19 protein-coding genes and 1 tRNA gene are annotated in these 19563 nt (G+C 65.9%); 6 read left to right on the top strand and 14 right to left on the bottom strand.

Annotated features, from left to right (window positions below):
* Positions 1-4: 4 nt before the first annotated feature.
* The 3 genes from tuf to ACQUQR_RS12355 all read right to left on the bottom strand — a co-directional run bounded on the left by tuf (position 5) and on the right by ACQUQR_RS12355 (position 2885).
* Positions 5-1270: a translation elongation factor EF-1 subunit alpha gene (gene tuf, locus ACQUQR_RS12365; RefSeq protein WP_435196790.1), complete on the bottom strand. Its 1266-nt coding sequence runs from the start codon at positions 1268-1270 to the stop codon at positions 5-7.
* A gap of 128 nt (positions 1271-1398) precedes the next feature.
* Positions 1399-2346 carry a homoserine dehydrogenase gene (locus ACQUQR_RS12360; RefSeq protein WP_435196789.1) on the bottom strand — a complete coding sequence of 316 codons (948 nt, stop codon included), beginning with the start codon at positions 2344-2346 and terminating at the stop codon, positions 1399-1401.
* A complete protein-coding gene (locus ACQUQR_RS12355; RefSeq protein ID WP_435196788.1) occupies positions 2343-2885 on the bottom strand; it encodes an amino acid-binding protein in 543 nt (180 codons plus the stop codon). Before ACQUQR_RS12355 ends, ACQUQR_RS12360 begins: the two co-directional genes overlap by 4 nt.
* A gap of 92 nt (positions 2886-2977) precedes the next feature.
* Between ACQUQR_RS12355 and ACQUQR_RS12350 the strand changes: the two genes are divergently transcribed.
* Entirely contained in the window at positions 2978-3190 is a 213-nt protein-coding gene (locus ACQUQR_RS12350) for a hypothetical protein (protein ID WP_435196787.1), read from the top strand.
* 41 nt (positions 3191-3231) lie between these two features.
* On the opposite strand, the gene ACQUQR_RS12345 is transcribed toward ACQUQR_RS12350, so the two are convergent.
* The gene (locus tag ACQUQR_RS12345; protein ID WP_435196786.1) at positions 3232-5418 is read right to left on the bottom strand and encodes an elongation factor EF-2; all 2187 of its coding nucleotides are present in this window, start codon (positions 5416-5418) and stop codon (positions 3232-3234) included.
* A 231-nt stretch (positions 5419-5649) separates the two neighbouring features.
* Here ACQUQR_RS12345 and ACQUQR_RS12340 point away from each other — a divergent pair, with 231 nt between their 5' ends.
* Positions 5650-6408, top strand: coding sequence for a DUF5781 family protein (locus ACQUQR_RS12340; protein WP_435196785.1), 759 nt, complete (start codon positions 5650-5652; stop codon positions 6406-6408).
* Positions 6409-6801: 393 nt separating this feature from the next.
* On the opposite strand, the gene ACQUQR_RS12335 is transcribed toward ACQUQR_RS12340, so the two are convergent.
* The gene (locus ACQUQR_RS12335; protein ID WP_435196784.1) at positions 6802-7416 is read right to left on the bottom strand and encodes a 30S ribosomal protein S7; all 615 of its coding nucleotides are present in this window, start codon (positions 7414-7416) and stop codon (positions 6802-6804) included.
* Positions 7416-7844: a 30S ribosomal protein S12 gene (locus tag ACQUQR_RS12330; protein WP_015410678.1), complete on the bottom strand. Its 429-nt coding sequence runs from the start codon at positions 7842-7844 to the stop codon at positions 7416-7418. The genes ACQUQR_RS12335 and ACQUQR_RS12330 overlap by 1 nt, the downstream gene beginning before the upstream one ends.
* Before the next feature lie 136 nt (positions 7845-7980).
* Here ACQUQR_RS12330 and ACQUQR_RS12325 point away from each other — a divergent pair, with 136 nt between their 5' ends.
* Positions 7981-8220, top strand: a complete 240-nt coding sequence (locus ACQUQR_RS12325; RefSeq protein ID WP_435196783.1) for a hypothetical protein — start codon at positions 7981-7983, stop codon at positions 8218-8220.
* 451 nt (positions 8221-8671) lie between these two features.
* Here the strand turns inward: ACQUQR_RS12325 and ACQUQR_RS12320 are convergent, their stop codons facing one another.
* From ACQUQR_RS12320 to ACQUQR_RS12295, 6 genes are all read right to left on the bottom strand, one after another.
* Entirely contained in the window at positions 8672-9097 is a 426-nt protein-coding gene (locus ACQUQR_RS12320) for a NusA-like transcription termination signal-binding factor (RefSeq protein ID WP_435196782.1), read from the bottom strand.
* Positions 9097-10302 (bottom strand): DNA-directed RNA polymerase subunit A'', encoded by a 1206-nt coding sequence (gene rpoA2 / locus ACQUQR_RS12315; protein WP_435196781.1) that lies wholly within the window; start codon positions 10300-10302, stop codon positions 9097-9099. Before rpoA2 ends, ACQUQR_RS12320 begins: the two co-directional genes overlap by 1 nt.
* Positions 10295-13237, bottom strand: a complete 2943-nt coding sequence (locus ACQUQR_RS12310; protein WP_435196780.1) for a DNA-directed RNA polymerase subunit A' — start codon at positions 13235-13237, stop codon at positions 10295-10297. The genes rpoA2 and ACQUQR_RS12310 overlap by 8 nt, the downstream gene beginning before the upstream one ends.
* A gap of 93 nt (positions 13238-13330) precedes the next feature.
* The gene (gene rpoB / locus ACQUQR_RS12305; protein WP_435196779.1) at positions 13331-15157 is read right to left on the bottom strand and encodes a DNA-directed RNA polymerase subunit B; all 1827 of its coding nucleotides are present in this window, start codon (positions 15155-15157) and stop codon (positions 13331-13333) included.
* 1 nt (position 15158) lies between these two features.
* Positions 15159-16724, bottom strand: coding sequence for a DNA-directed RNA polymerase subunit B'' (locus ACQUQR_RS12300; protein ID WP_435196778.1), 1566 nt, complete (start codon positions 16722-16724; stop codon positions 15159-15161).
* The gene (locus ACQUQR_RS12295) at positions 16724-16951 is read right to left on the bottom strand and encodes a DNA-directed RNA polymerase subunit H (protein WP_435196777.1); all 228 of its coding nucleotides are present in this window, start codon (positions 16949-16951) and stop codon (positions 16724-16726) included. Before ACQUQR_RS12295 ends, ACQUQR_RS12300 begins: the two co-directional genes overlap by 1 nt.
* A gap of 258 nt (positions 16952-17209) precedes the next feature.
* Between ACQUQR_RS12295 and ACQUQR_RS12290 the strand changes: the two genes are divergently transcribed.
* The 3 genes from ACQUQR_RS12290 (at position 17210) to ACQUQR_RS12280 (ending at position 18862) form a co-directional block, all read left to right on the top strand.
* Positions 17210-17282, top strand: a tRNA-Asp gene (locus ACQUQR_RS12290).
* Positions 17283-17796: 514 nt separating this feature from the next.
* Positions 17797-18207, top strand: coding sequence for a group I intron-associated PD-(D/E)XK endonuclease (locus ACQUQR_RS12285; protein ID WP_435196776.1), 411 nt, complete (start codon positions 17797-17799; stop codon positions 18205-18207).
* Between the two features lie 82 nt (positions 18208-18289).
* On the top strand, positions 18290-18862 hold the full coding sequence (locus ACQUQR_RS12280; RefSeq protein WP_435196775.1) for a HalX domain-containing protein: 573 nt from the start codon (positions 18290-18292) through the stop codon (positions 18860-18862).
* On the opposite strand, the gene ACQUQR_RS12275 is transcribed toward ACQUQR_RS12280, so the two are convergent.
* Together ACQUQR_RS12275 and crcB are read right to left on the bottom strand one after the other, a co-directional pair.
* Entirely contained in the window at positions 18859-19200 is a 342-nt protein-coding gene (locus ACQUQR_RS12275) for a fluoride efflux transporter FluC (RefSeq protein WP_435196774.1), read from the bottom strand. The genes ACQUQR_RS12280 and ACQUQR_RS12275 overlap by 4 nt on opposite strands.
* Positions 19197-19562: a fluoride efflux transporter CrcB gene (crcB, locus tag ACQUQR_RS12270; RefSeq protein WP_435196773.1), complete on the bottom strand. Its 366-nt coding sequence runs from the start codon at positions 19560-19562 to the stop codon at positions 19197-19199. The genes ACQUQR_RS12275 and crcB overlap by 4 nt, the downstream gene beginning before the upstream one ends.
* Position 19563 lies beyond the last annotated feature (1 nt).

The raw sequence follows: 19563 nt of genomic DNA, 5'->3' as shown, positions 1-19563 counted from the left end.
GCGTTTACCGCTTGTTGACGCTCAGGACCTTCCCGGCCGCGATGGTCTGACCCATGTCACGGACGGCGAAGGAGCCGAGCTCCGGAATCTCGCTCGACGGCTCGATGCTGAGGGGCTTCTGCGGGCGAACCGTCACGATGGCGGCGTCGCCGGACTGGATGAAGTCCGGGTTCTCCTCGGCGACCTCGCCGGAGGCGGGGTCGAGCTTCTTGTCGATGGACTCGATGGTACACGCGACCTGCGCCGTGTGGGCGTGGAAGACCGGCGTGTAGCCAGCGGTGATGACGGAGGGGTGCTGCATGACGACGATCTGGGCCTCGAACGTCTCGGCGACGCTCGGCGGCTCCTCGGCGGGGCCACAGACGTCACCGCGGCGGATGTCGTCCTTGCCGATGCCGCGGACGTTGAACCCGACGTTGTCACCGGGCTCGGCCTGCGGCACTTCCTCGTGGTGCATCTCGATGGTCTTGACCTCGCCACCGACGTCCGAGGGCTGGAACGAGACGTTCGCACCGACGTCGAGGGTACCGGTCTCGACACGGCCGACCGGGACCGTCCCGATGCCGGAGATGGTGTAGACGTCCTGGATCGGCAGGCGCAGCGGCGCGTCCGTCGGCGGCTGCGGGGCCGGCAGGTCGTTGAGGGCCTCGACGAGCGTCGGGCCGTCGTACCACGGCGTGTTCTCCGAGGACTCGGAGACGTTGTCGCCCTCGAAGGCCGAGGTCGGGATGAACGTGGCGTCGTCGGAGCGGAAGTTCACCTGCTTCAGGAGCTTGGTGACGTCCTCCTTGACGGCCTTGTACTTGGCCTCGTCGTAGTCGACGATGTCCATCTTGTTGACCGCGATGATCAGCTCGTTGATACCGAGCGTGCGGGCCAGGAAGACGTGCTCGCGGGTCTGGGGCGCGACACCGTCGTCGGCGGCGACGACGAGCACCGCGTTGTCGGCCTGCGAGGCACCGGTGATCATGTTCTTCACGAAGTCACGGTGGCCCGGACAGTCGACGATGGTGAAGTAGTACTCGTCGGTGTCGAACTCCTGGTGGGCGATGTCGATGGTGACACCGCGCTCGCGCTCCTCGGCGAGGTTGTCCATGACGTAGGCGAACTCGAAGCCGCCCTTGCCCTTCTCCTCGGCCTCCTCGCGGTACTGCTCGATGACGTGCTCGGGGACGCTGCCTGTCTCGAACAGGAGTCGCCCGACCATCGTACTCTTCCCGTGGTCGACGTGGCCGATTACGGCCAGGTTCTGGTGGGGTTTGTCACTCATTGTTGGTCTCACGCGCTAAGGCGCTATGTGGGGAGGTTTCGGTATTGGCTCCTAAAACGATTTCGATACGAATCCCCTGAATCCGGGCGCGTCAGGCGATTTGGCACCCGTTCACACGCGTCTGTGTGTCACCGTTCGGGGAGTCGTCCCACGTCCGCAAGTACCGCGCTCGCCGTCTCCGGGCCGCCTGCCCCCCGTCCGGAGATGTTGAGGGTGCCGGCGAAGGTGGTCTCCAGCTGGACGATGTTCTGCGTGCCGGTCACGGCGAGCGTCCCGTTCGCGGGGATGAGCCGCGGGCCCACGCGGATCTCGCCGTCCACGACCTCGCCGATGAGCCGGACCGTCCGGCCGTCCTCCGTCGCCAGGTCGAGCGCGTCGCCCGGGATCTCCTCGATCCCCTCGACCTCGGCGTCCTCGAGGGTGTAGCCGCCGCCGTAGAGGAGGTTCGCGAGGATGACGCATTTCAGCGCGGCGTCGGTCCCCTCCACGTCGAAGCTCGGGTCCGTCTCCGCGACGCCGAGGTCCTGTGCCTCCGCGAGCACGTGCTCGTAGCCGAGCCCCTCCGCGGCCATCCGCGTGAGGATGAAGTTCGCCGTCCCGTTGAGAACGCCCCGGACGGAGGTGACGTGCTCTGCCCCCACGTCGTCGATGGTCGAGAGCGCGGGGATGGCGCCGGCGACGGTGGCCTCGAACAGCACGGTCCCCTCGCTGTCGGCTTCCAGCGCGCGGAGTTCGTCGTAGCGCTCCGCGACGGGGCCCTTGTTCGCCAGCACGACGTGCCGGTCGCGCGCCAGCGCGTGCTCGACGTGGCCGAACCCGGGCTGGGCGTCCCCGAGCGTCGTCGGCGTGGCCTCCACGAGCACGTCGTAGTCGCAGTCGAGCGCGTCCGCCACGCTGGCGTCGCCGACGACACCCTCGTCCTCCTTGCGCGCGAGGACGGCCTCGGCGTCGATACCGGCCTCGTCGACCGCGGCGCTGGAGGAATCGGCGAGCGCGACCACGGTGTGGCCGTAGTCGCCCGCCAGCTCCACCACGGACGTGCCGACCGCCCCGGCACCGAGCACGGCGAGTCTCATAGCTCACCCCCCGCGAGCGGCTCGATGACACGCAGCTCCTTCTCCTCCGCCACGCTCCGCACGGTGCCCAGTGCGTGCTCGACGCCCTCCTCGTTGGCCACGAGTCGGAGTCGGGCGCTCGATACGTCGTCGGTCCCCTGCGCGGCGCTCAGCGACACGTCCGCGATGCTCGCGTGCCCGCAGTTCTCGATACGCCGGAGGGTGTCGGAGAGGTCCGTGTCGACGAGGTGGCCGACGAGCAGCACGGTGAGCTCCTCGGAGTAGTGGTCCTCGCCCGCCCGGATGACGTTCACCCCGGCGTCGCGCAGGGCCTCGACGATGACTTCGAAGCGCTCCGGCGGGGCCTCTAAGTCGACCTCGACGGGGATGTGTCCCCGCGGGGTGAGGTTCCCCCGCTCGTGGAAGATGGAAAGTAGGTTCCCGCCGTTCTCGGCGATGGGTCGCAGTGTGCGAAGCAGCTCGCCCGGCTCGTCGACGAGCTCGAGGCGAACCGTGTATGCTCGCACACTGTCCCCCGGCGGAACCTCCGTCGGTGACATACTCGCCTTTCACGCGTCGGCGGGTATAAGACTGCGGTTCTTCACAATCTCGCGCCAGACCGCTTACAGGCACCCCGCCCGTACGACCGGGTATGAGCGTTGCACACCAACTGCTGGATATCATCATCGCAGGAATCCTCGCCGGTGGCCTCGCCTTCGCCGTGGGCGCCGTCGCTCCCGAGTTGGCGGTCACGGTCGGCGTCGTCATCGCCTCGATGTACTACTTCTCGCGGAACCCGTGGGGTGCCTCGGACCCGGAGCGCATCAACGAGGAGATCGACGCGCTCTACGACCGAATGCTATAACGCGTTCGCTGGGCCGACGAAATCGAAAGAAGGGGGCCGAGTTAGATGTAGTCGATGCTCTCGGGGAGCTCGAGCTTCTTCCCCTTGCGCTCGCGGATCTCCATGATCTTCTCGCGCTGCATGGAGTCGGCCAGCACGCGGAAGCCGGCGTTCTCCGTGTTCCACGACGCGCGACCCTCCGTCGCGCTGCGGATGTCGGAGGAGAACCCGATCATCTCCTCGACGGGGGCGATCCCCTCGACGACCATGAGGTCACCCTCCTGGTACATGTCGTCGACGCGGCCGCGGCGACCCTGGATCTCGCCGGAGGCGGCGCCCATGTGGTCGTTCGGCACGTCGATGCGGACGTTCTGGATCGGCTCGAGCAGCTTCGTGCGGGCCGCGATGAGGCCACGGTGGATGGCGTCACGCGTCGCCGGGATGACCTGCGCGGGACCACGGTGGATGGCGTCCTCGTGGAGCTTCGCGTCGTGCAGGCGGATGAGCGCACCCTGGACCGGCTCGGCGGCGAGCGGGCCGTCGTCCAGCGCCTCCTCGAGCCCCTCGATGAACAGCTCCATCGTCTCGTTGAGGTGCTGGATACCCTTCGTGTCGTCGATGACGACGTTCGTGCCGTAGATGTGCTCGACGTTCTGGGCCGTGTCCTTGTCCATGCCGGCCTCCATGAGCGCCTCGCGGCGCTCCAGCTCGGGCATGTCCATGGAGGCGTCACCGAGCCGGATGAGCTCGACGAGGTCCTCCGAGAGCGGCTCGACCGTCACGTAGAACCGGTTGTGGCGGTTCGGCGAGATGCCCTCGACCTCGTGGCCGGGCTGGGTGGGCGCCTCGCGGTAGACGACGATGGGCTCACCGGTGATGACCGGGATGCCCTGGTTCCGCTCGATACGCTGGGTGATGACCTCGAGGTGGAGCTCACCCTGCCCGGAGATGAGGTGCTCCCCGGTGTCCTCGTTGATCTCGATGCGGATGGTGGGGTCCTCCTTGGAGACCTGACGCAGCGTCTCGATGAGCTTCGGCAGGTCGTCCATGTTCTGGGCCTCCACGCTCTTCGTGATGACGGGCTCCGAGATGTGCTCGATGGACTCGAACGGGGTCATCTCGACGCTCGAGACGGTGGAGCCAGCGATGGCGTCACGCAGGCCGGTGACGGCCGCGATGTTCCCCGCGGGAACGCGCTCGACTTCCTCGCGCTCGCCACCCATGTAGATCCCGACGGACTGGACGCGGTTCGTGCCCGCGGTCCCGGAGACGTAGAGGTTCTGGCCCTTCTCCAGCGTGCCGGAGAAGACACGACCCGCGGCGATCTCGCCGGCGTGGGGGTCGATACCGATGTCGGTGACCATGAGGACGACCTCGCCCTCGTCCTCGACGTTCTTCATGTCCTGGGCGAGCTGGGACTCCGCGTCGCCACGCCAGATGCGCGGGATACGACGGGGCTGGGCCTCGATGGGGTCCGGGAAGTGCTCACAGACCATGTCGAGGACGACGTCCGAAAGCGGCGTCCGCTCGTGGAGCTCCTGGCGCTTGTCGGCCTGCTCGAGGTCGATGATCTCGCCGAAGTCCATGCCGGTTCGCTGCATGGAGGGCATCGAGATCCCCCACTTGTAGAGGGCCGAGCCCATGCCGACGGTCCCCTCCTGGATGGAGACGGTCCAGTCGTCGACGTCGTCCATCTCCTCGGTCATCCCGCGGATGAGTTCGTTCACGTCGCGGATGACCTTCTGGAGGCGGCGCTGCATCTCCTCGGGGCCCTCCTGGAGCTCCGAGATGAGGCGGTCGACCTTGTTGATGAACAGGGCGGGCTTGACACCCTCACGGAGCGCCTGTCGCAGGACGGTCTCCGTCTGGGGCATGGCGCCCTCGACGGCGTCGACGACCACGAGCGCCCCGTCGACGGCACGCATCGCGCGGGTCACGTCGCCACCGAAGTCGACGTGGCCGGGCGTGTCGATGAGGTTGATGAGGTGGTTCTTCCCCTCGTACTCGTGGGTCATCGAGACGTTCGCCGCGTCGATGGTGATCCCACGCTCCTGTTCGTCCTCCTCCGTGTCCATCGCGAGCTGCTGGCCCGCGGTGGCGTCGGAGATCATCCCCGCACCGGCGAGGAGGTTGTCTGTCAGCGTCGTCTTCCCGTGGTCGACGTGAGCCGCGATGGCGATGTTCCGGATCTGCTCCGGCTTGTCCATCAGCTTCTCACATTCCTGTACGATTTTCTTACGTCGGCCCATTATACAGGTGGTTTCCAATAGCAGCGTGAAAAGGGTAGTGTTTCACGTCGGCGCAGACGGTGGCGTTGACCCGTCTTTCCACCGTGTGCGTCCGATTCACACTCTCCGTGTGTGGCCGGCTCTCACCCATCCCGTCGACCCCGGCTCCCCGCTGTCACCCCTCCACTTCCACTGGAACCGCCCGCCGGCGGCACAAACGTCTTATATGCATACTCCTTGGTAAGTGGTAGCATGGAACTGCGAGTCGAGGATGTCGGGCCGACGAAACCGTTCTACACCGCCCGTGACCGCTTCGCTGCCGAGTGGGAGCTCGAGCTCCCCGTCGAGGTCGAGCTCCGCGAGGACCCGGACGAACGCACCCTCACCGGCCACTACGACGACCACCACGTCCTCGTGATGAGCCGACAGGCCGCCACGAGCGCGATGGCCGTCGAACTCGCCTGTCACGAGTTCGCCCACATGTACCGCTACGAGCAGGCGCACCCCTCCCACCACCTCAAGACGGAGGAGGCGCTGTTCCTCGCGCTCGCCGGCCACAGCGTCGAGCGCCGGAAGCTCGCCCACGTCTACCAGATCGCCAACCACATGAAGGACATCTACGCCGACGACCTGACGCTCGCCGTCACCTCGCCGGTGAAGCTAGTGGACTTCATGGAGTCCTCGCTCGCGGCCGCGCTCGCGGACCGGCCCGCCCACGCCCCCGACGGCTGGGTCAGACAGACGACCGGCGCGGACCCCGACATCACCGCCGTGAACGCCGCGTTCGCGCTCGCGCTGCTCGAACGCCACGACGCCATCGACCCGGACCACCGCCTGTACGCCCTCGCGCGGGCCGCAGGCGCGGACGCCCCCGGCGTGCGCGTGGAGACGTTCAAAGAGCACTTCCGCTCGCTCGCGAGGGAGACGGACGAATCCACCTACAGAAAGGCGCTCGTGGACGTGACCCGCGAGTACGTGCTGGATTCGAGTCGGACGGCTGCGGCCGACTGAGCAGTCTCCCACGTGCGTGCGCTCGCCCACGCAGCCACGGCTGTGTGTGCGTGCCCGCTCGGCGCGTGGCCCGGAGCGCACGCGAGGGGCACGAACGGCGAGCGGGCCGCACCACACGGGAACCGTAGGTGCTGTGTGGTGCGGTCGCGGTGCTGGCCTGGTGGACTGGAAGGGCGAGGGCGGTCGCGCCGAAGGGGAGTCGCCTGCGCGAGCCCTATCGCGTGCGCGGATATCTCGCGCAGCGACCGCGAGCGGCCGAGGGCTTCCTACGTGTTTGGTCCCTCAATCGACTCAAGCGAGGGTTTCCCATGTGTTCTCATTCTCTGAACCGAATCACGGAGTAGACAGCGTCGTCACTCGACAAATCGAGAGAACGAAAGAAATCGCGGGAGATTACCGCGCGGCGGCCGCGACGCGCTCTTTCTCTTCCTTCTGGGAGATGGGGTACGCCTGCATGTTGTAGTCGGCGGCGCCCGTGATCTGGCTCGCGAGGGCCTCGGCGGCGGAGGTCGTCGTCTTGAACGACCCGCTGTAGGTGCCCTGCGCGATGAACTTCAGGGCCTGGTCGACGCGGCGCTGGGGCGCGACGTCGACGGCCTTCGGGACGGAGATGCCACCGTACTTCAGGCGGACGGTCTCCTCACGCGGGCCGGAGTTCTCGACCGCGCGGACGAGCACCTGCACCGGGTTCTCGTCGGTGCGCTCGTGGATGATGTCGAGCGCCTCGCGGACGATCTTCGTCGCCTTCTGTTTCTTGCCCGTGTTCTCGTCGGTCTGCATCAGGCGGTTCGTGAGCCGCTCGACGATGGAGATTTCCGACTTCTTGAACTGCTTGGAGGCGTGGCGCCCCTGCGTGTGCGCGATGGGCGTCACGGTGATGTACCGACGCATCGCGGGGTCGGTGTACTCGATCTCGGAGACGTCCCAGACGCCGAACAGCTCGGCGGAGACGCGCTCGTCGTCCGTGGAGACCGGCGCGTCCGGCTCCGGTTGCTCTTCTTCCGACATTATCGCACCGGCTTCTCCGCGTTCCCGCGGACCAGTTCGATCATGGAGACGCCGTTCACCTTCTCCACCTTGTAGTTCACGCCGGAGAGGTCACCCATGGCACGACCCTTCGCACCACCGATCCCGGCGATGGTGACCTCGTCGTGCTCGTCGATGAACGAGATGGCACCGTCACCGGGACAGAACGCGGTGACCTGCTTCCCGTTCTTGATGAGCTGAACTCGGACGCACTTCCGGATCGCCGAGTTCGGCTGCTTGGCCTCGATGCCAACCTTCTCCAGTACGATACCGCGGCCCTGCGGGGCCCCTTCGAGCGGGTCGGACTTCTTGCCGAGCCCACGAGCGCGGCGCGCGTAGTCAGAGTCGGACCACCGGTGTTTCTGGCGGTCCTTCTTGAGCTTGCGCGCGGCATATTTGCCGTTCGCCATAGTACGCTTCTCTTCCGTATCGAGCTACTTAAGCATCCCTTTTCGAGGGCGTGACGGCTCCTTCCCGGCATGTGGTGTGGTGTCGTACTGACGCGGGGAACAAACCTTCATACGTCCAGCGGCGGGAGCAACTGATATGTCCGCACAATCCGAGCGCTCTGGACCCCTCTCGGTCCTCCTCAACGGGGTCTTCCTGAAGGTGATGGCGTTCGCCGTGTTCATGATGGTCCTCGGCTTCGCCGCGCCGTTCCTCATGGCAGAAGAAAGTGAGTTCGTCGGTATCGTCGTCGGAATGTCGTGGAGTATCGGCATCCTCATCTTCGTCTCCGCGGTCGCCATCGTCGTCTCGACGGCGGTCCGCGAGGCGCTTCGATAGGCCTCCGATAGTTGCGACTCACGGTGTACGTGAGAACCCCGACAGGTGTGGGCGGAACCGAATCGCCCCAACTTCGGCCTTTCTTCCCAGGGCGGCCGTCGCCGCCCCGTTTACCGTAGGGAGATTCGTTGCCTACTACTCCCGCTTAAGTCGCATCAGGGTTACGACGATGACGATGATGCGAAGAGCCGTCGTCACAGCCCACATCGCCGTCTTTGCGCTGATACAACCCGCGAAGATGGTTCCAAACACCTGCGGGGTCGGTGGCATACTGCCACCGTCGAATACGTTTCACTATGCGTATAAAAAATCATGGGTATCTATTCGGAAACTAAGCCGGGAGCTATCAATCGTAAGCGACGGGAAGTGTGAAAGCCACCTCCCGCTGATGTTTGGAACCAAGCTAGAGTCGGCCCCGAAGTGATATAAATCTTGGGCGATTTGCGATGTCCTACGTTAGCTCGATATCATCGATATCGAAGTGCCGTTTCGCCAACTGCCGAGCGAGTTCGATGTTCTTCCCGCCCGAGCCGATGGCGACGCCCCGGTCGTTTCTGTCGACCTCCGCGTAGGCGACCACCGTCTCCCCGGAGCTGATGGTGACGTTGTACACCGCCGCCGGGGCGAGCGCGTTCGCGACGAACGCCTCGGGGTCGTCGGCCCCCTCGATGAGCTCCACGGAGCGGCCGAGCTTCTCCTCGACCTTCGCCACGCGCGTGCCGCCGGGACCGATGGCCTGGCCCATCTCCCCCGGCGGGACGACGAACACGAGCCGGTCGTGCTCGTCGTCGACGAGGCAGTCGCGGGCCGCGACCTCCGTCACCTCCTCGAACAGGGCGATGTACTGGCGCGCCTCGTCCGAGAGGGTGATGGCCATCAGTCGTCGCTCTTGGCCGCCTGCTTCGCACCCATCCGGAGGTCCACGTCACCCGTGCCCAGCTTGATGGGCTTCCCGACGATGACGTTCTCCGTCACGCCGTTCAGGTCGTCGACCTCGCCGTGGATGGAGGCGTCGAGCAGGTGGTTCACCGTGACCTCGAACGCCGCACGCGCGAGCACGGACTCCTTGTTCCCGGAGATGCCGTGGCGACCGATGGACTCGATCTCACCACGGTTCGTCATGATGTCGGCGACGAGCATCATGTGCCGGATGTTCACGTCGTCGAGCCCCTGCTCCCGGAGCGTGTTCATCGTCTCGTCGATGAGCGCCTCGCGAGCGGCCTCGATACCGAGGTTGCGGTGGATCTCGTGGATGTTGTTACACGTCGTGCGCGAGGCGTCGACGCCGGGGATCTTGAGCGCCTTGCCGAACGCCGACCCCTCCGTGTAGAGGACGAACTCCTCCTCGCCGTTGTCGAGCTCCTCCTTCCGGATGACGACGCGGGAGACCTCGTCGATCCCCTTGAACACCACGTCGCGGAGCTCCTCGACGAGCTGGAGCAGCTCGCGGTAGGAGGGCTCCTCCGGGCCGAACTCGATGACCGTCTCCTCGGGACGGGTCGTCGAGACGCCGAGTTCCGAGTCGATGGTGTCCGCGATCTCCTGGGCGATGTCGTCGAGGTTGTCGACGGTCGGCCAGCGCTCGCGGAGCGTGTCCTCGTTCAGGTCGATCTGGACGATCATGTCCGCCACGTTCGTGGAGACGTCACCGAGCGCGAGGATGCGCGTCGCCTCGATGTTCCAGACGACCTCGTGGGCGCGCTCGCGGTCCGTCGCGAACTCGTCTTCGAGGTGGACCGTCATCATCGGCGTGTCCGGGGTCTTCCGGGCGTCCACCAGCTCGATGAGCCGGGGGAGCCCCTGCGTCACGTCGATCTCCGCGACGCCCGCGTAGTGGAAGGTGTTCATGGTCATCTGTGTACCGGGTTCACCGATGGACTGCGCCGAGACGGTCCCGACGGGGTCCAGCGGGTCGATTCGGGTCTCCAGATACCGGGACTCCACGGCCCCGGCGATGTCGGCTGCCTGCGCTACCGTCACGCCCTCACGCGCCTCGATGGCGTCGTAGACGCGGTCCTTGAGCCGTCGGGGTAGCTCCGTGTCCTCGACGACGGCCTTCATGTCCTGTGTGACTTCAGTCATCGGATTCCACCTCCTGGCGCTGCCAGGTGTCCTGATGCTCCGAGAGGTTCGTCGGCGGGTGTTTCTCGCCGATGAACTCCGCACGCTCGTCTTCGGTGTCGAACTCCGCCTCCATGATGCGGTCGGCGATGTTCTCCACGTCGATGTCGCGGTCCTTCTTCGAGGAGACGCGCACCGGCGAGGTGCCGTCCTCGCCGAACTCGAACTGGACGATGGTGTCCGACGTGTCGCGGACCGTCCCGTCGTACTGCGTCTCCAGCTCGGAGAGTGCGTTGATGAGCCGGCGCTGCAGATACCCGGACTTCGAGGTGCGGACGGCCGTGTCCACGAGCCCCTCGCGGCCACCCATCGCGTGGAAGAAGAACTCACGCGGAGAGAGCCCCGTGCGGTACGACGACTCCACGAAGCCGTGGGCGTCCGCGGAGAGGTCGTTCTTCTTGTAGTGCGAGAGGGTTCGGTCCTCGTACCCACGATTGATGCGCTCGCCGCGGACCGCCTGCTGGCCGACACAGCCGGCCATCTGCGTGAGGTTCAGCATCGACCCACGCGCACCGGACCGGGCCATGATGACCGCGGGGTTGTCGTCCGTGAGGTGGTCGTCGGCGATGTCACCGGCGGCGTCACGCGCCTTCCCGAGCGTCTGCATGATCTTCATCTCCAGCGTCTCGTCGACCGTCCGGCCGGGCAGCGACTCCAGCTCGCCCGCCTCGTACGTCTGGATGAGCTTCCCGACGCGCTCGTAGGAGTTCTCGATGGCCTCGTCGATCTGCTCTTCGGCCTTCGCGTCGACCGACTCGTCGTCGATGCCGACGGAGAACCCGAAGTGCATGATGGCACGCATCGCCAGCGTGGCGACCTCGTTGATGAACACGCGTGCGCGGGTCATCGAGTAGAGCTTACAGAGCGCGTCGACGATCTCGCCGCCGAACGCGCCGACCGCGTCCTCGTCGATGGTTCCCTCCAGCAGCTGGCCGTCCTCGATGACGACCGTGTCGCCCGTGGAGGACTCGAACTCTAAGGAGAGGTCGTCCGGGAGGAGGAGCGAGAAGATGGTGCGGCCGGTCCAGTACTCGACCCCGTCCTCGTTCACGCCGTCCGGTTCCGGCAGCTCGTCGATGCTCGTCGCACGCAGCAGGTCGAGCGCCTGCGTCTCGTTGAACTGCGGGTTCGCGTGCGTGAGCAGGTACGTCCCCGAGATGTGGTCCTGGATCGCGCCGATGATGTTCTCACCGAACCGCGGGGAGAGGATCTGTTCCTGCACGCGCATGAGGACGCGCGCCTCCGCGCGGGCCTCCTCGTTCTGCAGCGCGTGCATGTTCATCTCGTCCCCGTCGAAGTCGGCGTTGTACGGGGGACAGACGACGGTGTTGAGCCGGAACGTCTTGTACGGCATCACCACGACCTCGTGGGCCATGATGGACATCCGGTGGAGCGACGGCTGGCGGTTGAAGATGACGATGTCGCCGTCGATGAGGTGGCGGGAGACCTCCCAGCCGACCTCGACCTTCTCCGAGAGCTCCTCGCAGTTCTTCTCCGTGACCTTCAGGCGTCGGCCGTCCGGTCGTCGAACGTAGTTCGCGCCGGGGTGCGTGTGCGGGCCGTTCCGCACGTAGCGCCGGGCGTCGGCGAGGTTGCGCTCGTTGACGTTCATCGTCTGGGTCATCTCCGTCGCGATGCGGTCCGGAACCCCGACCTCGTTCAGCGACAGGGTCGGGTCCGGGGAGATGACGGTCCGGGCCGAGAAGTTCACGCGCTTCCCGGAGAGCGACCCACGGAAGCGACCCTCCTTCCCTTTCAGGCGCTGGGAGAGGGTCTTCAGGGGGCGACCGGAGCGGTGGCGCGCCGGCGGCGTCCCCGAGATCTCGTTGTCCATGAACGTGGTGACGTGGTACTGGAGCAGCTCCCAGAGGTCCTCGATGATGAGCTGCGGCGCACCCGCTTCACGGTTCTCCATGAACCGCTGGTTGATGCGGATGATGTCCACGAGCTTGTGAGTGAGGTCGTCCTCCGACCGCTGGCCGTTATCCAGCGTGATGGAGGGACGGGCCGTCACCGGCGGGACCGGCAGCACCGTGAGAATCATCCACTCGGGGCGGGACTTCTCCGAGGAGATGCCGAGCACCTCCATGTCCTCGTCGGGAATGTCCTCGAACCAGTCGCGGATGTCGGAGGGCATGAGCTTGTTCATGTCCTCCTCGGTGAGGTCGATGGAGAGCGCCTTCTCCAGCTTCTTGCGGTCCTCCTTCTTCGGGCGGAACGTCCCCGCGATGATGTCGTTGATGCGCGAGACGTCGATACCCGTCTCCTCCGCGAGCTCGTCGGGCGCGATGGGCTCTCTGTCCTCGTCGTCCTCCTCCTCGTCGACGGTGCGGCCCTCCATCGCCGCGGCGATGCGGTCGGAGTAGTCGGAGGCGAGCACCTCCTGCACCTCGTAGTAGGTGGTCGGCTTCTCGTGGTTGATGTCGTACTGCTTGCCGCCACAGAACGGACAGTTGTTCGCCTTCCGGGCCTGCCGGATGGCGGCTTTCATCACGTCGCCGGGGTCCTCGCCGAGCTCGCGGGTGCGCTGCAGACGCCCCTGGAACTCCTGACGCTCGTCCTCGTTCAGACAGAGCCGGGAGCAGTCGCGGCAGGTCCCCCGCAGGAGCCGGCGGATGAGCTTCGCGTGCCCGACGTGGATGACGGGGGCGGCGAGTTCGATGTGGCCGAAGTGGCCGTTGCACGACCCGCTGTGTTTCCCGCAGGTCTTACACTCCAGGCCGGGGTCGATGACCCCCAGCCGGGGGTCCATCAGCCCCATGTCGATGGGGAAACCGTCGTCGTCGTAGGTGTCCGCCGTGATCACCTTCGTGGCGGACATGTCGCGATACTCCTCGGGGTCCATCAGCCCGAAGCTGAGTGACCCGATCTGTTTGGGGGCTTGTCCTTGACTCATACTGAATTCCTTCGGAATTTCGTCTGTGTAGGCGAGTCGCAGCCCGTGCTGCGAGCGAACGCGAGCGAACTGGAACGTCTCGGCGTACTCATGTTAGACTGCCTCGGAGAGTTCGATGCGCGGTGCGATACCGAGCGCCTTCATCTCGTCCAGGAGGAGCTTGAACGCGTAGCTCATCTCCACCTCGTGGACGTCCGTTTCCTCGCCGCAGTTCGGGCAGTAGACACGCCGCTGCTCGACGTTCTCGACCGCGCTCATCCCACACTGCCCACAGACGTGGATGAACTCGCGGTCGGACTCGTCCAGCAGACGCTCCTTGAGCGCCATCGCGGCGCCGTGCCCGATGAGCACGTCGCGCTCCATCTCCCCCACACGGAGCCCACCCTCGCGGGCACGCCCCTCCGTGGGCTGGCGCGTGAGCACCTGCACGGGCCCACGCGAACGCGCGTGAATCTTGTTCGAGACCATGTGGTAGAGCTTCTGGTAGAAGATCACGCCGACGAAGATCTCGGCCTCGATCTTCTCCCCGGTGACGCCGGAGTACATGACCTCCTTCCCGTTGGACTTGAACCCGTGGTCGACGAGCCCGTCACGGAGCTCCTCCTCGTCCTCCCCGGTGAAGGGGGTCCCGTCGACACGCCGGCCCTCGAGCGAGCCGACCTTGCCGCCGAGCATCTCGAGGATGTGCCCGACCGTCATCCGCGACGGCAGGGCGTGGGGGTTGACGATGAGGTCCGGCACGACCCCCTCCTGCGTGAACGGCATGTCCTCCTGCGGCGCGATGTGGCCGATGACACCCTTCTGGCCGTGGCGCGAGGCGAACTTGTCTCCCAACTCAGGAATCCGCTCGTCGCGCACCTTCACCTTCGAGAGCTTCGAGCCGTCTTCACCCTCCATGAGGGTGACCGTGTCCACGACACCGGACTCACCGGAGCGCATCGTGACGGAGGTCTCGCGGCGCTTCTGCGGGGAGAGCCCGCCCATGTCGTCCGGCTCCTCGAGGAATCTGGGAGGAGAGGTCTTCCCGAGCAGCACGTCGTTCTCGCCGACGTTCGTCTCGGGGTTGACGAGGCCGTCCTCGTCGAGATGCGTGTACGCGTCCTCACCGCGCGCGCCACGGACCTCGTCGTCCGGGATCTCGAAGCGGTCCTCCTGGCCACCGGGGTAGCGGCGCTCCTCTCCTTCATACGTGCGGAAGAAGTGCGAGCGACCGAGCGCACGATTAACAGAACCGCCGTTGAGCACGAGCGCGTCCTCGATGTTGAACCCCTCGTAGCTCATCACGGCGACGACGAAGTTCTGTGCCGCCGGGCGGTCGTCGAACCCGATCTGCTCGGTGGTCTGCGTCTTCACCATCGAGAGCTGCGGGTAGTGGAGCAGGTGCTGACGCGTGTCCGGCCGGATTCGATAATTTGCACTCGGCAGGCCGAGCGACTGCTTCACCATCCCCGATCCCATCGTAATGCGGGGCGAGGCGTTGTGTTCGGGGTACGGAATCATCCCCGCACCGATACCGAACATCAGCTGCGGGTCGACCTCGAGGTGCGTGTGGTCCTCGGTGAGGTCGTCCTCGTCGACCCCGACGAGGATGTCCTCCTCCTCCTCGGCGTCGATGAACTCGATGTAGCCGCGGTCGACGAGGTCCTCGAACGCCAACTCGCCGTTGGCGACGGCCTCCATCTCCTCGTCGGAGACGAGCGTCTCGCCGTTCTCGACGACGAACAGCGGGCGGCGGGCGCGGCCGGCGTCGGCGTTGACGATGACCTCGTTCGTGCGGGGCTTCACCGAGACGTTGACCATCTCGCTGACCTCCCCGCGGCGACGGGCCTCGCGGATGTTCTGCGCGAGCGCGTGCGGTTCGGGATGCGTCCCGATCAGGCTACCGTTGACGTAGACTTTGGCTTCTCGTCCTTGACTCATGTTAGTCGTCTGCGGGGGTGGTGTCGACGGTCTCGATGCCCGGAATCCCCTGGACACCCATCGACGAGAGTTCGCGTTTCAGTTCCTGTTCGTCCGGGACGTTCTGTGACAGCTCCATCGCCTGCGCGAAGTTCTTCACGAGCCCACAGTTCGGCCCCTCCGGCGTCTCGGAGGGACAGATGCGACCCCACTGGGTCGCGTGCAGGTCACGCGCCTCGAAGTGGGGCTGGCTTCGGGAGAGCGGCGAACGAAGCCGGCGCAGGTGCGAGAGCACACCCATGAAGTCCGTGCGGTCGACCAGCTGGCTCACACCCGAGCGGCCACCGACCCAGTTCCCGGTGGCGATGGGGTGCTCCAGTCGTTCCGTCAGCACGTCCGAGCGAACCACGGTGTTGACGGAGAGTTTCCGGTTCCGCATGTTCGCGCGTTCGAGCTGGTACTTCACGTCACGCGCCAGCTTGTTGAGCGCCGTCCGGAACAGGTCCTTCATCAGGTCGCCCGAGACCTTGAGCCGCTTGTTGGCGTAGTGGTCCTTGTCGTCCGGCTCGCGGCGGCCGAGCGCCAGCTCGAAACACGCCTCGGCCATCCGGCAGAGGTAGACGGCCTTGTTCATCCGGACCTCCTCGTCCTCGACGCCCTCCTCGTGGAGATGCGGGAGGAGATAGCGGTCGATGACGTAGTTGGCCCGCTTCAGCTGGTAGTTCTTCCCCTGGCCCGAGGCGACGCGCTTCCCGAGCGTCTCGATCGCCTCCATCGTGGAGTCGACCTCGGCGGCCTCTAAGTTCTCCAGCATGAACTTCACGACCTCCGGGTCGTCGCTCACGCGGTGGACGATCTCCTCGTCGGATTCCAGGCCCAGCGCGCGCACGAGCGTGACGAAGTTGATGCTCCCCGAGACGGACGGGAACGAGACCTCCAGCAGGCCCTGCCGGTTCCGCTCACACAGGACGAGCGCCCGGTAGCCACGGCGCTGTGAGAACGTCTTCGCCACCTGGATGTCGTCGCCGTACTTCGTGTCGTGCTCGGCGAGGATCTTGTTCGGTGCGAGGTCCTCGCTCGTCATCAGCACGCGCTCGGAGCCGTTGACGATGAAGTAGCCACCGGGGTCCGCGGGGTCCTCACCGATCTCGATGAGCTCCTCGTCGGAGTAGCCGGCGATGTTACACAGGTCCGAGCCGACCATGATGGGCATCCGGCCCACCTTCGTCTCGGCCTGGTCGACGACGTGCTCCTCCTCCTCGTCGCCACCGCGGACGATGGTCATCTCCATGAACACCGGGGCGGAGTAGGTGATGTTGCGGAGGCGTGCTTCCTGCGGGTAGAGCAGTTCCTCCGACCCGTCGGCCTCCCGAACGCGGGGGGTCGCGACGCGGATGTCACCGAGGTCGACGCGGACGGGCTCCTGCCCCTCCTTGTCACCGATGTCCGTCTCGATGGTCTCCTTCTCCTCGACGACCTGCTGCATCCCTCGCGAGAGGAAGGCGTTGAACGAGCGGAAGTGGTGTTCGGCGAGGCGGTCCTTCGAGAAGTATTCGCGGGATATCGTTCGTCGGTCTTCGACGTTCATTAGTCGATCACCAGTCGGTATACCACGGCTCGGTCCGTCGTCCGGGAGTCACGGACGATCTCCACGACGTCACCGGGCTGTGCGCCGTCGGGCAGCGCGGGGTCCCGACGTTTGATCTTCGGCAGGTCTGTTCGGTCGATGTTGTACTCCTCCAGCACGTCCTCGATGTCGGCCTCATCGAGGATGTTGTGCTCTGGGACGAGGTTGTGTTGGCTGACGTCTACCATGTGTGCATCTGGGCGGGTGAAGAAGCTGTCACGAGATACTACAGCGCGCTACTCGGCGCGCGCACTTAACGCTTGTCAAACGAGACGGCTGCGGCTCTCCGGGTCGCCACCACCCGAGTCGGCGACGGCGGTCGTTACCCGCTCACACGGGAGACTCCCACATTAGTATTTCCGTCCCGTTCCCGTGGGTCACCGTACCGCGGCGTCATCGTTTGGAAAGCCTTAATACTGCCACCGGGATACGATTGAATGCGTTCAGCCCGGGTGGTGTAGTGGCCCATCATACAACCCTGTCACGGTTGTGACGCGGGTTCAAATCCCGCCTCGGGCGTTTCCTTCCGAACTCACTTCTCCAGCGAGGCGTTTCATCGCCGAGCGATTCGTGAGTTCGGAGAACGCCGAAGAAGGGATTTGAAGCAGGGAGGAGCTTCGCTCCGACCGTGGTTCAAATCCCGCGAGAGCAAAGCTCTCGCGACCTTCGCAGAGTCAAAGACTCTGCTCAGTCCCGCCTCGGGCGCTTTCTGCGAAACACAACATGAACGAGGAGCAAAGCGACTCGTGAGTCGTGTTTCGCGAAACGTCGAAGAAGGGATTTGAACCCTGCCAGTCGCGCGCAGCGTCAGCGAGCACGTCTGGCTCTGGTTCAAATCCCGCCGTCCACGCCGACTTCTCGCTCGCGATGCTCACGAGAATTCCGCGAGAGCACAGCTCTCGCGACCTTCGCAGCACCTGCGGTGCTGCTCAGTCCCGCAGGACGCGTTCGGTTCCTTACAGTGTTCCTCACCGTCTGGCCGTGAGCCGCCGCCCCTCCGAACCTCTTTCAGCGATCGCGAGCCACGCGACCCATGGCGAACACGAAGGCCATCGGCGACGAGACGGAGGCCAGAATCCTCGCCGAGCTGGTCGCTCGCGACTACAGCGTCTCGATCCCGTTCGGGGACAACGACCCCCACGACCTCGTGGTCGATGCGGACGAACTCCTGCGAGTTCAGTGTAAGACCGCGTGGGAGAACAAGCCGGAGACGATCCGATTCAACACCCACTCGCAGACGACCCGCGATGGGGAGTACCACGAACACACCTACGAGGACCGGATTGACGCGTTCGCGGTCCGGTATCCGGCGACAGGGGCGCTCTACTGGATCCCAATCGACGAGGCGACGACACAGAAGATGGAGTTGCGATTCGACGCGACGCTCGACCACCCGTCGATAAACTGGGCCACCGACTACACGTTCGACCGGCGATTGCCCTGATTTTTCCACCTCTGCTTCCCATAAACCTCAAGCCATCGGGTGGCGACGGGTAGGGTATGACGCTGCGCCGCGTCCGTGAGCTATGACCGAAGACCGCCCCACCGTGCTCGTCGTGGACGACGAGCCGGATCTCGCCGACCTGTACACCGCGTGGCTGAGTGCCGACTACGACGTCCGGACTGCCTACGGCGGTGAGGAGGCACTCGAGGCGGCCTCCGAGGAGGTGGACGTGGCGCTCATCGACCGGCTGATGCCGGACAAGTCGGGAGACGAGGTCCTCGCGGCGATCCGCGAGGCGGGCTACGCCTGCCAGGTAGCGATGGTGACGGCGGTGGAGCCGGATTTCGACATCATCGAGATGGGGTTCGACGAGTATCTCGTCAAGCCGATCCGCCGCGAGGAGCTCCGGGAGGGGGTCGAGACGCTGCTCAAGCGCGGCACGTACGACAGCCAGCTCCGGGAGTACTTCTCGCTGGTCTCGAAGCGGGCTGCCCTGGAGACCCAGAAGACGCCCCGGGAGCTCGATGAGAGCGGGGCGTACGGCGATCTCACGGACCGGATCGAGACCCTCCGCCAGCAGCTCGACGACACGACGCGGGCGCTCGATGCGGACGACTTCGAGGCGGCGCTCCGGAAGCTCGATCTCGAGGACTAGAGCAGGCCGCCGACGAGGAAGCCGACACCGACGGCGAGCAGCGCTGCGGCCAGGGACCCGCCCGCGTTGCGCAGCGCCCGTCGTGGGTCGCCCGCTTCGAGGAACCCCACCGTCTCGACGGCGAACGTCGAGAACGTCGTGAACGCGCCGCAGAACCCGACGCCGACGAGCAACGCGACCGGCTCGGGGACGGGTGCGGTGGTGACGACGCCGAGGAGGAAGCTCCCGGCGACGTTCACGAGCAGGGTGTCGCGGGCGTGGCGCTCCACGCGTTCGCCGACGAGGACGCGCGCGACGGCGCCCGCGACCCCACCGAGTCCGACGAGCCAGAGGCTCATTCGACCGCCTCCACGACCGCGCGCCCGAGCAGGACGGCGAGCAGGCCGAGCGTGTAGTTCGCCCCGACGTTGGCGAGCGCGAGCGGTGGCGTCAGGGTGGCCGTCTCGACGGCGAACGTCGAGAACGTCGTGAACGAGGAGAGAAAGCCGGTGCCGGCGAGCACTTGGAACTCGGCGGGGAGCCCCCCGACTAGGCGCTCCTCGTAGAGGAGGACGCCCAGCAGGAAGCTCCCGGCGACGTTCACGAGGAGGGTGCCCCACGGGAACGCGCCGGGGAGCGCGAGCGCGACGGCGTACCGGGCGGTCGCGCCGAGGAAGGCGCCTACGGCGACGACCGCCAGCTGCCGCGCGAGTCCGGTCATT

This window comes from Natronomonas sp. EA1 (assembly GCF_051195035.1).
Classification (GTDB): domain Archaea; phylum Halobacteriota; class Halobacteria; order Halobacteriales; family Haloarculaceae; genus JBNTJV01.
Note: the sequence above shows the minus strand (reverse complement) of the source record. Positions and strands in the feature narration are given on the sequence as shown.